The 15823-nt window shown below is 66.4% G+C and carries 12 protein-coding genes; 1 reads left to right on the top strand and 11 read right to left on the bottom strand.

Going from position 1 to position 15823, the window contains the following annotated elements:
* From JMF90_RS04370 to JMF90_RS04320, 11 genes are all read right to left on the bottom strand, one after another.
* A partial coding sequence (locus JMF90_RS04370) for an FAD-dependent oxidoreductase (RefSeq protein WP_201324968.1) occupies positions 1–952 on the bottom strand: 952 nt, incomplete at its 3' end.
* Positions 953–1485: 533 nt separating this feature from the next.
* Complete coding sequence (locus JMF90_RS04365) at positions 1486–2241, bottom strand: ABC transporter ATP-binding protein (protein ID WP_011546807.1); 756 nt, start codon at positions 2239–2241, stop codon at positions 1486–1488.
* The gene (locus JMF90_RS04360; RefSeq protein WP_011694017.1) at positions 2241–4025 is read right to left on the bottom strand and encodes an ATP-binding cassette domain-containing protein; all 1785 of its coding nucleotides are present in this window, start codon (positions 4023–4025) and stop codon (positions 2241–2243) included. Before JMF90_RS04360 ends, JMF90_RS04365 begins: the two co-directional genes overlap by 1 nt.
* Before the next feature lie 4 nt (positions 4026–4029).
* Complete coding sequence (locus JMF90_RS04355) at positions 4030–5085, bottom strand: branched-chain amino acid ABC transporter permease (RefSeq protein WP_054928206.1); 1056 nt, start codon at positions 5083–5085, stop codon at positions 4030–4032.
* 200 nt (positions 5086–5285) lie between these two features.
* Positions 5286–6443 carry an ABC transporter substrate-binding protein gene (locus JMF90_RS04350; protein WP_011546810.1) on the bottom strand — a complete coding sequence of 386 codons (1158 nt, stop codon included), beginning with the start codon at positions 6441–6443 and terminating at the stop codon, positions 5286–5288.
* A gap of 1064 nt (positions 6444–7507) precedes the next feature.
* Positions 7508–8485 carry a branched-chain amino acid ABC transporter permease gene (locus JMF90_RS04345; protein WP_006477270.1) on the bottom strand — a complete coding sequence of 326 codons (978 nt, stop codon included), beginning with the start codon at positions 8483–8485 and terminating at the stop codon, positions 7508–7510.
* Positions 8485–9369, bottom strand: a complete 885-nt coding sequence (locus JMF90_RS04340) for a branched-chain amino acid ABC transporter permease (RefSeq protein WP_012327599.1) — start codon at positions 9367–9369, stop codon at positions 8485–8487. The genes JMF90_RS04345 and JMF90_RS04340 overlap by 1 nt, the downstream gene beginning before the upstream one ends.
* Before the next feature lie 128 nt (positions 9370–9497).
* The gene (locus JMF90_RS04335) at positions 9498–10697 is read right to left on the bottom strand and encodes an ABC transporter substrate-binding protein (protein ID WP_011546813.1); all 1200 of its coding nucleotides are present in this window, start codon (positions 10695–10697) and stop codon (positions 9498–9500) included.
* A 77-nt stretch (positions 10698–10774) separates the two neighbouring features.
* Positions 10775–11530, bottom strand: coding sequence for an ABC transporter ATP-binding protein (locus JMF90_RS04330; RefSeq protein WP_006477267.1), 756 nt, complete (start codon positions 11528–11530; stop codon positions 10775–10777).
* Positions 11527–12306 carry an ABC transporter ATP-binding protein gene (locus tag JMF90_RS04325; protein ID WP_006477266.1) on the bottom strand — a complete coding sequence of 260 codons (780 nt, stop codon included), beginning with the start codon at positions 12304–12306 and terminating at the stop codon, positions 11527–11529. The genes JMF90_RS04330 and JMF90_RS04325 overlap by 4 nt, the downstream gene beginning before the upstream one ends.
* Positions 12307–12739: 433 nt before the next feature.
* On the bottom strand, positions 12740–14425 hold the full coding sequence (locus JMF90_RS04320) for a GMC family oxidoreductase (RefSeq protein WP_041489276.1): 1686 nt from the start codon (positions 14423–14425) through the stop codon (positions 12740–12742).
* Positions 14426–14707: 282 nt separating this feature from the next.
* Here JMF90_RS04320 and JMF90_RS04315 point away from each other — a divergent pair, with 282 nt between their 5' ends.
* Positions 14708–15607, top strand: coding sequence for a LysR family transcriptional regulator (locus JMF90_RS04315; protein ID WP_041489277.1), 900 nt, complete (start codon positions 14708–14710; stop codon positions 15605–15607).
* The last annotated feature ends 216 nt before the right edge of the window (positions 15608–15823 follow it).

Raw genomic sequence — 15823 nt, 5'->3', positions numbered from 1 at the left:
GCAGGCTGGTCGAGATCCCATTCGGGTAGAACTCGTGGGTCGTCAGCCCTTCCGGCTCGAGGAAGATCTGGTGCGACTCCTTCGAGGCGAACCGGTGGATCTTGTCCTCGATCGACGGGCAATAGCGCGGGCCGACGCCTTCGATCACGCCTGTATACATAGGCGAACGATCGAGACCGCCGCGAATGATGTCGTGCGTGCGCTCGTTCGTGTGTGTGACCCAGCACGGCAGCTGCTGCGGATGCTGTTCAGCGCGGCCCAGGAACGAAAACACGGGAATCGGATCGAGGTCACCCGGCTGCTCGTCGAGCTTCGAGAAGTCGATCGTGCGACCGTCGATACGCGGCGGCGTACCGGTCTTCAGCCGGCCCTGCGGCAGCTTCAGCTCCTTCAGGCGCGACGACAGCGACACGGCCGCCGGATCGCCCGCGCGACCGCCCGTGTAGTTGTTCAGGCCGACGTGGATCTTGCCGTCGAGGAACGTCCCGGCCGTCAGCACGACCGCGCGAGCGCGAAAGCGGATGCCGATCTGCGTAACGGCGCCGACCACGCGGTCGCCTTCGACCATCAGGTCGTCGACAGCCTGCTGGAACAGCCACAGGTTCGGCTGATTTTCGAGCCGATGGCGGATCGCGGCCTTGTACAGGATACGATCGGCCTGAGCGCGTGTCGCGCGCACGGCCGGGCCCTTCGACGAATTGAGGATCCGGAACTGAATACCGCTTTCATCCGTCGCGGCGGCCATTGCGCCGCCGAGCGCATCGACTTCCTTGACCAGATGGCCCTTGCCAATACCGCCGATCGACGGATTGCAGCTCATCTGCCCAAGCGTTTCGATGTTGTGGGTCAGCAGCAGTGTCTTCGCGCCCATACGGGCCGACGCCAGCGCGGCTTCCGTGCCGGCATGGCCGCCACCGACGACGATGACGTCAAATTCTGTGGGAAAAAGCATGGTGGATTCCGTACGCGGAGCTGCGCACGAACCTATCAGAGAAATGTATGGGCCGAATTATAGCGGGTTCGCTTTTCACCCGAAGGCCATCCGAATGGTAGGGCCTGTGCATTTGGGCGTTTTTTTCGCTGTGAGCGAGCGGATTTGTCGTTCCGAGCCGCCGTGGCAATGCTTCGCGCGGTTCAATGCACATCTTCGCGCCTGTGCAAAAACCGGAGTACTAGCCCCCAACAGGCGTGGAACGCCTGACTCGACCCGGCGCCTGTGCCCGGCACAAGAGGCGAACGCGATGCCCTGTGCCCCTCATCCACACAGCATTTCTGTCGATTGTCCGGGCGCTTATCCACCGAGATGCGGTGCGTCGCCCAGCCTGCGGGGGCCTAACAGCCGGCACCGCACAGCGCTTCCGATTGTTCCCGCATGACTTATCCCCGGCCTTGAACCGTCGAAGCCTCGACACTCGTGGCTCACAAACAAAAGCGGCGTGTTTCACGTGAAACACGCCGCCCGTTTCCCGCCCACCGCGTCACCAATCAAGCCGTCTTCTTCGCCAACCCCAGATACGTCTCGATCACCTGCGGATTCTGCGCAAGCTCGGCCGCCGGCCCTTCCAGCGCAAACTCGCCCGTCTCCAGCACGTAGCCGTAGTCCGAGATCTGCAACGCAGCCCGCGCGTTCTGTTCGATCAGCAGCGTCGCCACGCCCGTACCGCGCAACGCGCTGATGATATGAAAGATCTCCTTCACGATCAGCGGCGCCAGCCCGAGGCTCGGCTCGTCGAGCATCAGCAGGTCGGGCTTGCCCATCAGCGCACGGCCGACCGCCAGCATCTGCCGCTCGCCGCCGGACAACGTGCCGGCCGCCTGCCTGCGGCGCTCCTTCAGCCGCGGAAACAGCGCGAACACGTGATCGAGCTGATCGAGGAAGTTCGATTCCCCCGCCTGCTTGCGCCGATACGCGCCCAGCACGAGGTTGTCTTCGACCGTCATCGTGCTGAACAGCTCGCGCTTCTCCGGTACGAGGCACATGCCGCGGGCGACACGCTGCTCGACCGGCAACGCGCCGACGTCGTTGCCGCGATACACGACCGCGCCCGACGCATGCCCCGTTACCGGCAGCGCCCCCATGATCGCGTTCAGCAGCGTCGATTTACCGGCGCCATTCGGGCCGATCACGCTGACGATCTGCCCCGCCCCGACCTTGATTGCGGCCCCGTGCAGCGCCTCGACCTTCCCGTACCGCACCGCCAGCCCGCGCACTTCGAGAATCGGCATCGTCGTGTCCGTCATCACTCCACCCCGCCCAGATACGCTTCCAGCACGGCCGGGTCCTGCTGCACATCCTGCGGCAGCCCTTCCGCGATCCGCGTGCCGAATTCCATCACCACCAGCCGGTCGGTGAGATTCATCACGAAATCCATGTCATGTTCCACGAGCAACACGCTCATGCCTTCGGCCTTCAGCCGCCGCAGCAGGTCGGCGAGTTGCTGTTTCTCCTGGTAACGCAGCCCCGCGGCCGGTTCGTCGAGCAACAGCAGCGTCGGATCGCAGCACAGCGCCCGCGCGATTTCGAGAATCCGCTGCTGGCCGAGCGCGAGACTGCCTGCTTCGTCGTACATGTGCTTCTCGAGCCCGACGCGGCGGATCTGGCGCGCGGCTTCGGCCAGCAACTGCGCTTCCTCGTGCGCATTGAGCCGCGCGATGCTGCGCCACACGCCGGTATGACCACGCAGGTGGGCGCCGATCGCGACGTTCTCGAGCACCGTCATCGCCGGCAACAGCTTCACGTGCTGGAACGTGCGACCGATGCCGCGGCGCACGATCTGACGCGACGTCAGCCCGTCGATGCGCTCGCCACGGAACGTGATCGCACCGCCAGTGGGCCTCAGCACCCCGGTCACGAGGTTGAACGTGGTCGACTTGCCCGCGCCGTTCGGGCCGATCAGCCCGATGATCTGCCCCGCTTTCACGTCGAAGCTGACGTCGTTGACGGCCACCAGCCCGCCGAACTGCTTGCGTGCGTTGTCGACGACCAGCAGAGGCTCGCCGGCCACGGGTTTCGCGCGCTGCGGCAGCGGGTCGGCCTGCTCCGGCACATGCGCGCGCGGTCCGCGCGGGAACAGCCTCGCGACGAACGGCCATACGCCCTGGCGCGCGTACTGCAGCAGCAGCACCATCAGCACGCCGAACACGATGATTTCGAAGTTGCCTTCCGAGCCGAGCAGCTTCGGCAGCAGCGTCTGCAGGTAGTCCTGCAGGACGGTCAGGATCGCGGCGCCGAGCACCGCGCCCCACACGTGCGACACGCCGCCCACCACGGCCATGAACAGGAATTCGATCCCGTGGTTCAGGCCGAACGGCGTCGGGTTCACCGCGCGTTGCAGGTGCGCGTACAGGAAGCCCGATACCGCCGCGAGCACGGCTGCGTAGACGAAGATCACGACGCGCATCCACGCGGTGTTCACGCCCATCGCCTCGGCCATCACGCCGCCGCCGCGCAGCGCGCGGATCGCGCGACCCGGGCGGCTGTTCAGCAGATTCTGTACCGACACGATCGCGGCCAGCACCACGGCCCAGATCAGGAAATACAGGCTGCGGCCGCTCTCGAGCACGATGCCGAACAGGTTCAGCGCCGGAATCCCGTTGATCCCGTCGTACTTGCCGAGCAGTTCGAGGTTGCCGAACAGGTAGAACAGCGCGAGGCCCCACGCGATCGTACCGAGCGGCAGGAAATGCCCGGACAGCCGCATCGTCACGGCGCCGAGCACGAGCGCGACGAGCGCCGTCAGCACGACGCCGACGATCAGCGCAAGCCACGGCGACACGCCGTAGCGTGTCGTCAGGAACGCAGTCGCATACGCGCCGATGCCGACGAACGCGGCCTGCCCGAAACTCGTCATCCCGCCGACGCCCGTCAACAGCACGAGCCCGATCGCGACGATCGCGTACAGGCCGATGTAGTTCAGCAGCGTGATCCAGTACTCCGGTACCTGGAGCGCGCCGGGTAGCACCGGCAGCGCGAACAGCACCACGAGAAACAGCCAGAAGGTCTTGTTGCGTACCATCGTCTTCATCGCGTCACTCCTCTTCCTCTTCCGCATGCGGCGTCACGAAGCTCCGCCACAGCAGCACCGGAATGATCAGCGTGAACACGATCACCTCCTTGTAGGCGCTCGCCCAGAACGACGAATACGATTCGAGCACGCCGACGAGCAGCGAGCCGGCGGCCGCGAGCGGATAGCTGACGAGCCCGCCGATGATCGCGCCGACGAAGCCCTTCAGCCCGATCAGGAAGCCCGAGTCGTAGTAGATCGTCGTCAGCGGGCCGACGAGGATCCCCGACAGCACGCCGAGCCCCGCCGCGAACGTGAACGCGAGCCGCCCGGCTTCGGTCGTGCCGATGCCGACGAGCCGCGCGCCGAGCCGGTTCACCGAGGTCGCGCGCAGCGCCTTGCCGGCGATCGTGCGGCCGAAGTACACGTAGAGCGCACCGATCAGCACGAGCGCCGTGACGACGACCAGGACGCTCTGCACCGACACAGTCATGCTGCCGATCGCGAGCGACGCGTCCGAGAACCCGTTGGTGCGCGAGCCTTCCGCGCCGAACATCACGAGGCCGAGGCCGACCATCGCGAAATGGACGGCCACCGACACGATCAGCAGCAGCAGCGTCGTGCCTTCGGCGATCGGCTGGTACACGAGCCGGTAGACGAACGGCCCCATCGGCACGACGATCGCGAGCGTCAGCGCGATCTGCGCGAGCATCGGCATCGGCTGCGCGGTGAAGCTGCGCGTGATCGCGAACACCGCGAGCGGCAGCAGGATGTAGCGGCTGCCGAGCGTCGCGAGCGTGCGGCCGAGCTGATGGCGGCGTTCGCGATGCCGGATCAGGCCGCCGACTTCGAGCAGGAAGCACGCGATGCCCATCACGAACAGCAGCCAGCAGGTGGCGGGGAATTTCTGCGCCTGCAACGCGGCGAGCGTCAGCGCACCGTAGGCGACGAACTCGCCCTGGGGAATGAAGATCACCCGCGTGACGGAAAACACCAGCACGAGCGCCAGCGACAACAATGCATAAATGGCGCCGGTCGTGATGCCGTCTTGCGCGAGGATCGCCGCAATCGAGAGATCCATACGTTTCGTGTATCGAGAGAAGGCTGCGGAGAAACGAAAGGCGGAAACGGCCGGGACGCGCGCGACGCGATCGGCACGTCGCGCGCCATGCGGCGGGCCCCGGTGGTTCCAGGCGGCACGGCGGCGGCCATGAGGCGCACCACCCTGCCGACGGCACACGCGGCGCCGTTCGCGCCGCGCATGCCGGTTTCACGTGATGCTTACTCGGCCTGCAGCTTCCACTTGCCGTCGACGATCTGCACCATCACGCGCGCACGCGTGTCGAAGCCATTGTGATCGGTCGCCGTCATGTTGATCACGCCATGCGAGACCGGCAGATCCTTCACGCTTTCGAGCGACGCGCGCAGCGCTTCGCGGAACGCCTCGGTGCCCGGCTGGCCCTTCTTCAGCGCTTCCGGGATCGCCCGCTGCAGCAGCAGGCCCGCATCCCACGCATGGCCGCCGAACGTCGACAGCGAACCCGCGCCGTAGGCCTTCTCGTACGCGGCCTTGTAGCCGAGCGCCGGCTTCTTCACCGGATTCGAGTCGGGCAGCTGGTCGGTCACGAGCACGGGGCCGGCCGGCAGGATCTCGCCTTCGCAATCCTTGCCGCACACGCGCAGGAAATCGTTGTTCGCGACGCCGTGCGTCTGGTACACCTTGCCCTTGTAGCCGCGCTCCTTCAGCGTCTTGGCCGGCAGCGCCGCCGGCGTGCCGGAGCCGGCGATCAGCACCGCATCCGGGTTCGCGCCCAGCAGCTTCAGCACCTGCCCCATCACCGACGCGTCGGTCCGGTTGTAGCGCTCGTTCGACACGAGCTTCAGCCCGTTCTTCGCGGCCGCCGCGTCGAACGTCTTGTACCAGCTGTCGCCGTACGCATCGGCGAAGCCGATGAAGCCGACCGTCTTCACGCCGTGCTTGGCCATGTAGCCGGCGATCGCGTCGGCCATCAGCTGGTCGTTCTGCGGCACCTTGAACATCCATGCGCGCTTCGCGTCCATCGGCGCGATGATCTGCGCGCTCGCCGCGAGCGAGATCGCCGGCGTCTTGCCCTGCGACACGGGATCGAGCATCGCGAGCGAATTCGGCGTGACGGACGAGCCGATGATCGCGTCGACGTGGTCCTCGTCGATCAGCTTGCGCACGTTCTGCACCGCGCGGCTCGTGTCGGACGCGTCGTCCAGCACGATGTACTGCACGCTCTTGCCCGCGATTTCCTTCGGCAGCAGCGCGATCGTGTTCTTTTCCGGAATCCCGAGCGACGCGGCCGGGCCGGTAGCCGACAGCGTCACGCCGATCTTCACCTGCGCCGACGCCGTGGCCGCCGCACACACGAGACCCGCGGCAAGCAGGGCCTCCATCCATCGATTCATCTTCATTTACGTTGTCTCCAAACGCTGCTCGAAAAAACCACGGTCGCTCGGGCGGCTCCCCGTTCCCAAACAAGTTAATATATTAATTATTGCGTTCATCCGCGCCATGCTCGTTTTCCCGTGAAACGCCGCACCCATGCGTCGCACGCCAGTCGAAACGGTCATTCGACCATCACGATGCGCAGCAGCAATGTCGTCAGGATGAAGCAGACAGAAAAATGCGGAATCGCGAGGAAAATCGGTGCGTGCGCAACGATGGCGGGAACGCCCGCCGTGCCGGCCCGAGGCGGCCGACCACGCGTGTGATGAAACGTCGGAAAGCCGGCGGCTCATGAGAATGCGGATACGGATGCGAACGCAACGACATTCAATGGCATCGGAGCACGCATACAGGCCGCAAAACGGCTCGGTAAAGCCGCGCCGACCATTGCCCCACCCCGCGACGAGCGAACGGCGCCAGCCGCCCTTCCTGCCCCTAACCATCGTCCCGCGCTGCTCATCCAACCGTACTCCCTCTTCTGCATTTTGCTTGTAGGAGAACTGCCGACCGTTTTCCCGACCGCTCGGTCGGCGAAAGCTGAGTGTAACGGACGCGTTTCGCGCACGCCAACCGGGTAAGCCCGGACAGCAGGTACGCGAAGGCGCTGTCTGCAAACGAATTACTGGAACGGAAAAACGGAGAACGCGGCGAAGCGCGGAAAGACGCGGTGCGAACGCAAACGCGGAAGATGGCCGTCACGCGGGCCGATGCACCATCGAGGGAATCCGTGCACGCAAATGAAAAAGCGCTGTTGGATTCCGTCCAACAGCGCTTTGGGGTCCGGGCACTTGGTGCCTCGATTGTCTCCTCGTTCTCCACCTGCAAATTCGTTTCGCGGTGCATCAGAACTAAGGTGAATCTTAAAGAGGCTTAAGCACCACGACAACTTAGCATTTACCCCTATGGTGCATCGCCGCACGAAAATGGGGCACCAATCTGCCGCGCGGTGACGGCCCGAGCCCGCCGCAGCGCCCTTCCCGCGCATGCCGGATGGTGCTTCGCATCAACGCGCGGGCCACGCGCCGCAGGTTCACGACGAGGCCCTGAGCGGCTTGATCCGCGCGACCATCTCGCCGACGATGCCGCGCCGGAACGCCAGCACGCATGCGATGAAGATCAGCCCGGTGACGATCGTCGCCGATTCGCCGAGCGAATGGAACCACGCGACGCCCGTCGTCGACGCGAGCCATTCGCCGATGTCGCCGAGCCGGTCTTCCAGCGCGACGATCAGCGCGGCGCCGAGCAGCGGCCCGAACAGCGTGCCCATCCCGCCGACGAGCGTCATCAGTACGACGAGGCCCGACATCGTCCAGTACGCGTCCGATAGCGTCTCGAAGCCGAGCACCAGCACCTTCAGCGAGCCGGCCAGCCCCGCGAGCCCGGCCGACAGGATGAACGCGAGCAGCTTGAAGCGGTCGGTGTCGTAGCCGAGCGAGATCGCGCGCGCTTCGTTCTCCTTGATGGCGACGAGCACCTGGCCGAACGGCGAATGGACGACCCGCACGATGAACGCGCACGCGGCCACGACCACCGCCAGCACGACGTAGTACAGCGCGACGTCGTTCGACAGGTCGAGCAGCCCGAACAGGCGGCCGCGCGGCACGCCCTGCAGGCCGTCCTCGCCGTGCGTGAACGGCGCCTGCAGATAGATGAAGTAGACCATCTGCGCGAACGCGAGCGTGATCATCGCGAAGTAGATGCCCTGCCGGCGGATCGCGAACAGCCCGACGACGAGCCCGAGCACCGTCGCGGCGACGGTGCCGGCCAGCACGCCGAGCTCCGGCGTGAAACCGAGCGTCTGCATCGAATAGCCGGTCGCATAGCCGGCCGTCGCGAGGAACATCGCATGGCCGAACGACAGCAGCCCCGTATAGCCGATCAGCAGGTTGAACGCCGCCGCGAACAGCGCGAACGCGAGCACCTTCATCACGAACACCGGATACGCGCCGATGAACGGCGCGGCGAGCAGTGCGGCGAGCAGCACGCCGTAGAGCACTTTTCTCTGCATCATTTTTCCTTGCCGAAGAGGCCCGCCGGGCGGAACAGCAGCACGATCGCCATGATCACGAACACGACGGTGGCCGACGCTTCGGGATAGAACACGCGCGTGAAGCCCTCGATCACGCCGAGCAGCAGGCCCGTGACGATCGAGCCGAGGATCGAGCCCATCCCGCCGATCACGACCACCGCGAACACGGTGATGATCATCGGCTGGCCCATCAGCGGCGACACCTGGATCACCGGCGCGGCCAGCACGCCCGCGAACGCGGCGAGCGCGACGCCGAAGCCGTAGGTGAGCGTGATCATCATCGGCACGTTCACGCCGAACGCCTCGACGAGCTTCGGGTTCTCGGTGCCGGCACGCAGATACGCGCCGAGCCGTGTCTTCTCGATCACGAACCAGGTGGCGAGGCACACCGCGAGCGATGCGACGACGACCCACGCGCGATAGTTCGGCAGGAACATGAAGCCGAGGTTGGTCGCGCCGGACAATTGCGACGGCACGTCGTACGGCTGGCCCGACGATCCGTAGATCGACCGGAACACGCCTTCGACGACCAGCGTGAGGCCGAACGTGAGCAGCAGCCCGTACAGGTGATCGAGCTTGTACAGCCAGCGCAGCATCGAGCGCTCGATCGCGATCCCGAACGCGCCGACGAGCACGGGCGCGAGCACGAGCATCGCCCAGTACGGCAGCCCGAAATACGACAGGCCCATCCACGCGAGCATCGCACCCAGCATGAACAGCGCGCCGTGCGCGAAGTTGATCACGTTGAGCAGCCCGAAGATCACCGCGAGCCCGAGGCTCAGGATCGCGTAGAACGAGCCGTTGACGAGCCCGAGCAGCAACTGGCTCAGCATCGCCGGCAACGGAATGCCAAAGATGTCCATCGACTTAGCCGTCAGAATGAGTTTCGTTGCGTGCGCAACGTTCCTGCATCGCGCACGCGGGCGGCGCAGCGGGCACATCGCTGCAGCCGCCACCATGCGACGCGCCCGTGCGCGCCGCTACGCGATGCCTACTTCCACAGCGCGCAGCGCGTTTCCTGCTTGGTGCCGAACGCCTGGTCGCCCGGAATCGTCGCGAGCACCTTGTAGTAGTCCCACGGCTCCTTCGATTCGGACGGCTTCTTCACTTCCATCAGGTACATGTCGTGGATCATGCTGCCGTCCTGACGGATGTAGCCCTTCGCGTAGAAGTCGCTGATCTTGATCTTCTTCAGCTCGGCCATCACCTTGTCGGAGTCGGTCGTCCCGGCGGCCTGCACGGCCTTCAGGTAGGTCGTAACCGACGAGTAGTCGGCCGCCTGCAGGCTCGACGGCATCTTCTTCATCTTGCCGAAGTAGCGCTGCGCCCACTGGCGCGACGCCGCGTCGCGGTTCCAGTACCAGCTGTCGGTCAGCACGAGGCCCTGCGTCGTCTCGAGGCCGAGGCTGTGCACGTCGTCGATGAACATCAGCAGCGCGGCGAGCTTCATCGTCTTCGTGATGCCGAATTCCTTCGCGGCCTTGATCGAGTTGATCGTGTCGCCGCCCGCGTTCGCGAGGCCGAGGATCTGCGCCTTCGACGATTGCGCCTGCAACAGGAACGACGAGAAATCCGACGCGGACAGCGGGTGACGCACCGCGCCGAGCACCTGGCCGCCGTTCGCCTTCACGACGTCCGACGTGTTCTTCTCGAGCGCCTTGCCGAACGCGTAGTCGGCCGTCAGGAAGAACCAGCTCTTGCCGCCCTGCTTCACCACCGCCGAGCCGGTGCCCTTCGCGAGCGCCATCGTGTCGTACGCGTAGTGGACCGTGTACGGCGTGCACTGCTCGTTGGTCAGCGTGTCGGCGCCCGCGCCGATGTTGATGTAGACCTTCTTCTTCTCGGCCGCGACCTGGTTCATCGACAGCGCGGTGGCCGAGTTCGTGCCGCCGACCAGCAGATCGAGGCCGCCGCGGTCCATCCATTCGCGCGCCTTCGACGCGGCGATGTCGGCCTTGTTCTGGTGGTCGGCATAGACGACCTCGATCGGCTTGCCGAGCACCTTGCCGCCGAAGTCCGCGACCGCCATGCGGATCGCCTCGAGACCGCCCTGCCCGTCGATATCCGCGTAAAGCCCCGACATGTCGGTGATGAAGCCGATCTTCACGGTATCCGCCGCGTGGGCGGCGCCGGCGGTGAGCGCGGCGGTCGCGAGCGCGAGACAGGCCTGTGCGAGGGTCTTCATTTTCATTGACGTCTCCTGTTGTTCTGATGCGTTGTGGTTGTTCGAGGGCCGCCACGGCTAGCGGCAAGGGAAACGGGGCGGCGTCACACCCCGAGCAGGTCGTGCAGCGTCGGCATCTTGCCTTCCAGTTCGGAGGCGCGGAAATGCTCGACGATGCTGCCGTGCTCCATCACGTAGAAGCGGTCGGCGAGCGGCGCGGCGAAGCGGAAATTCTGCTCGACCATCACGATCGTATAGCCGCGCGCCTTCAGCGCGACGATCATCCGTGCGAGCGCCTGGACGATCACCGGCGCGAGGCCTTCGGAGATTTCGTCGAGCAGCAGCAGGTTCGCGCCGGTGCGCAAGATCCGCGCGACCGCGAGCATCTGCTGCTCGCCGCCCGACAGCCGCGTGCCCTGGCTCTGCCGGCGCGACGCGAGGTTCGGGAACATCGCGTAGATCTCGTCGAGCGACATCGCGTGCTCGCGCGGCCCGATCAGCGGCGGCAGCATCAGGTTCTCCTCGCACGACAGGCTCGAGAAGATCCCGCGCTCCTCCGGGCAGTAGCCGATGCCGAAATGCGCGATGCGATGCGTCGCGAGGCCGATCGTCTCGTGGCCCGCGACCTTGATCGACCCGCTGCGGCGTCCCGTGAGGCCCATGATCGCGCGCAGCGTCGTCGTGCGGCCCGCGCCGTTGCGGCCGAGCAGCGTGACGACCTCGCCGCGATGCACGGTCAGGTCGACACCGTGCAAGATGTGGGATTCCCCGTACCAGGCCTCCAGGCCCGTGATCTCCAGCGCAGGCGTACCGCTCTCGACGCCGCTCAATTCGCGTTCCTCCCGTTCGCTGTGCTTCATGCGTGCGCCCCCGCGAGCGCCGCGTCGGCGCTGCCCATGTAGGCCTCGATGACGAGCGGATTCTTCGACACTTCCGCATACGAGCCTTCGGCCAGCACCTCGCCGCGTTGCAGGACGGTGATCGTGTCGGAGATCCCCGCGATCACGTTCATGTTGTGTTCCACCATCAGGATCGTGCGGCCGCTCGCGACCTTCTTGATCAGCGCGGTCACGCGGTCGACGTCCTCGTGGCCCATCCCCTGCGTGGGCTCGTCGAGCAGCATCAGTTCGGGCTCCATTGCCAGCGTCGTCGCGATCTCGAGCGCGCGCTTGCGGCCGTAGGCCAGCTCGACGGTCGGCACGTGCGCGAAATCGGTGAGACCGACCTGCGTGAGCAGGTCCATCGCGCGATCGTCGAGCCGCTTCAGCGTGCGTTCGCTGCGCCAGAAATGGAATTCGGTGCCGAGCGCGCGCTGCAGGCCGATGCGCACGTTCTGCAGCGCGGTCAGGTGCGGGAACACGGCCGAGATCTGGAACGAGCGGATGATGCCGCGCCGCGCGACCTGCGCGGGCCGCTCGTCGGTGATGTCGATGCCGTTGAAGACGATCTGGCCGGCCGTCGGCGTCAGAAATTTGGTGAGGAGGTTGAAACAGGTGGTCTTGCCCGCGCCGTTCGGCCCGATCAATGCGTGGATCGCACCGCGGCGCACACGCAGGTTGACACCGTTCACGGCGGTGAAGCCCCTGAATTCCTTCGTCAGTCCGCGTGTTTCCAGAATCGTGTCGCCGAGAATCATGTTCCCTTCCGTACGAAGTCAGGCGAAGCACCGGGAAGCCTGGCGCAAGCGGCCGCGAACAGGTCAGCGGATCAGCGGGCTGCCCCCGGGCGCCGTGGTACGCCTCGAGGGTTGGTCTCCCGCGCCGACGCGTATGCACATTACAGAACATTGTCGCGCCGTTGGTGCAGTGCAATCATCGGGATTTGCACTTATAGGGCTGGCCGCCATATCGGCCGAGACTGCGCGCGGTTATTCACCGCGCTTTTTTGACACGTGCATCATCACGCGTTGACCTGCTGCAGGACCGGGCACACACGCGATGAAAAAAGCCGCGCGACGGCGCGGCTTGCACGGATCTTGCCGTTCGAGCGGATGCGACGGCAGCTTGTTTCGCATAGCGAATCAGCGGGCGTTCGCATGACCGCCCGCTGGCGTGCGCGTCAGCGGGTCGTCATGCCGCCGTTACCGCGGCTTCGGTGCGCACCGCCATCGCTTCGCGCGCCGCACGGCGGTCGGCACGAATCATGTCGCTCGCGCGCTCGGCGATCATCAGCGTCGGCGAATTGGTGTTGCCCGACGTGATGAACGGCATCACCGACGCATCGACGATCCGCAACCCGGCGATGCTGCGCACGCGCAGCCGGCTGTCGACCACCGCGCGCGCGTCGTCGGCGCGCCCCATCCGGCACGTGCCGACCGGGTGGAAGATCGTCGTGCCGACGGCGCCGGCTGCGTCGATCAGTTCGGCCTCGGTCCGGTACTGCGGGCCGGGCAGGATTTCCTCGGGGCGATAGCGTGCGAGCGCCGGTGCGGCGGCGATCCGGCGCGTGAGGCGCAGCGCGTTCGCGGCGACGTGGCGATCGTGGTCGGTCGACAGATAGTTCGGCGCGATCGCCGGTGCGCTGGCCGGATCGGCGCTCGTGACGTGCACGCTGCCGCGCGAGCTCGGCCGCAAATGGCAGACCGACGCCGTAAAGGCGTTGAAGCCGTGCAACGGCTCGCCGAAGCGTTCGAGCGACAGCGGCTGCACGTGGTACTGGAGATCGGGGCGCGTGAGTGCGGGATCGTCCGGATCGGATTTCGCGAACGCGCCCAACTGCGATGGCGCCATCGACATCGGCCCGCGCTGCAGCAGCGCATATTCGGCGCCGATCATCAGCTTGCCCCACCAGCGCGCGGACAGCGTGTTCAGCGTGCGCACGCCGTCGACACGAAACGCCATCCGCAATTGCAGGTGATCCTGCAGGTTTTCGCCGACGCCCGGCAGATCCTGCACGACGTCGATGCCGAGCGCCTGCAGCCGCCGGCCATCGCCGATACCCGACAGTTCGAGCAGTTGCGGCGAATTCACCGCGCCCGACGTCAGCAGCACTTCCGAGCGCGCCCGCGCGACGTAGTCGGTGCCGCCGCCGTGGTACTCGACACCCACCGCGCGCCGCCCGTCGAAAATCACGCGTTGCGCATGCGCGCCGGTGATCACGGTCAGGTTCGGGCGCGCCATCGCGGGCCGCAGGAACGCCTTCGACGTATTCCAGCGCACGCCGCGCTTCTGGTTCACTTCGAAGTAGCCGACCCCGGCATTGTCGCCGCGGTTGAAATCGTCGGTGGCGGGGATGCCCGTCTGCTGCGCGGCCTGCGCGAACGATTCGAGGATTTCCCAGCGCAGCCGCTGCTTCTCGACGCGCCAGTAGCCGCCCGCGCCGTGCGCATCGCTCGCGCCCGCATGATGATCCTCGCTGCGCTTGAAGATCGGCAGCACGCTGTCCCACGACCAGCCGGCGTCGCCGGTTTCCTGCGCCCAGTTGTCGTAGTCCTCGCGCTGGCCGCGCATGTAGATCATTCCGTTGATCGACGAGCAGCCGCCGAGCACACGGCCGCGCGGATACGACAGCGCGCGGCCGTTGAGCGCCGCTTCGGGCTGCGTCTTGTACAGCCAGTCGGTGCGCGGGTTGCCGATGCAATACAGATAGCCGACCGGGATATGAATCCAGTGGTAGTCGTCCTTGCCGCCCGCTTCGAGCAGCAGCACGCTGATGTCGGGATCCTCGGTCAGGCGGTTTGCGAGCACGCAGCCCGCGGTGCCCGCGCCGACGATCACGTAGTCGAATTCGCCCTCGAGCGTGCGTTGAGTACTCACGGCGTGTCTCCTGTCGACCCGAGCGACTGCTTTGGCACTGACTCGGGCCTCATGCTTCGCGGTCGACCCGGACGAGCGCTCCAGCGCTGACTCCGGCCCCTGCGAGCGCGTTGTTGTGTACCGCGCGGCGCGATACCGCGCGTCATTTTCAGCATAGTGCGTCGCGAGCCGCGCCTGCAGCCCCGCGCGCCATGACGACCCGATGAAGCGTACTCCCGCGCCCGGCCGCCGATCCAATGAGTTATGCTGAACTGCGTTATAAGCCACGCTCATATCACGACGATGGATCTCACCCTGCTCCGCGCGTTCGCGACGGTCGCGCGCGAAGGCAACCTGACGCGCGCCGCCGCGCAACTGCACGTCACGCAGCCGGCCGTCAGCCTGCAGATCAAGCATCTGCAGGAAACGCTCGGCGTCGCGCTGTTCACGCGCACGTCGCGCGGGCTCGCGCTCACGCGCGACGGACAGACGCTGCTGCCGCATGCGGAACGCGCGCTCGCCGCGGCGGCCGACGTGCAGCGCGCCGCTGCCGCGCTGCGGCACGAAGTGCGCGGCCGGCTGCGGATCGGCACGATCCTCGATCCGGGCTTCCTGCGGCTCGGCGGCTTCCTGCGCGCGCTGGTCGAGACCCATCCGCAGATCGAGACCGCGCTGCGGCACGGGATGTCGGGCTGGGTGATCGAACAGGTGCGCGCGCAGGCGCTCGACGTCGGCTACTACATCGGCCGCCCCGAAGAGGACTCGCCGCGCGACGACGCGCTGTTCCACACCGTCACGCTCACGCGCTTCGAATATCGCGTCCTGGCGCCGGCCGGCTGGAAGGAGCGCGTGCAGCGCGCGCACGACTGGCGCGCGCTCGCCGCGCTGCCGTGGATCTGGACGCCGCCGGCGTCCGCGCACCATCGGCTGCTGTCGCGACGTTTCGCGGCGGCCGGCGCGCAGCCGGTGAAGGTCGCCGAGGTCGACCAGGAGCAGTCGATGCTCGATCTCGTCAAATCGGGGATCGGCTTGACGCTCGCGCGCGATTCGACCGCGCTGGCCGAAGCGCACGCGCATGCGCTGACGATCGTCGAACCCGTGACGGTGCCGACCGAACTGACGTTCGTGACGCTCGCCGCGCGGCGCGACGAGCCGGCGATCGCGGCCGCGCTGCGGCTGATCGAAGCGCAGTGGGCGATATGAGCGTGGCTGATGTCGAGGTGACCGGTTGCGCAGCGGGTTTCGGTGCCTGATGCCTGCCGCGGATCGCCATCGCGGGCGAAATCGCCGCCGAGCCCGCCCCGCCCCGCGTCGCGTCGCCGCGCCCCGTCCGCTCGTCACGCCACCATCGCAGGCTTTTTGCTAGATTGTGCGTTCGCACACCGCGAGACCCCGATTGAAGGAGACCCGCATGGCCCG

The organism is Burkholderia sp. E168m23, assembly GCF_016586125.1.
GTDB classification, from domain to species: Bacteria; Pseudomonadota; Gammaproteobacteria; order Burkholderiales; family Burkholderiaceae; genus Burkholderia; species Burkholderia orbicola.
Note: the sequence above shows the minus strand (reverse complement) of the source record. Positions and strands in the feature narration are given on the sequence as shown.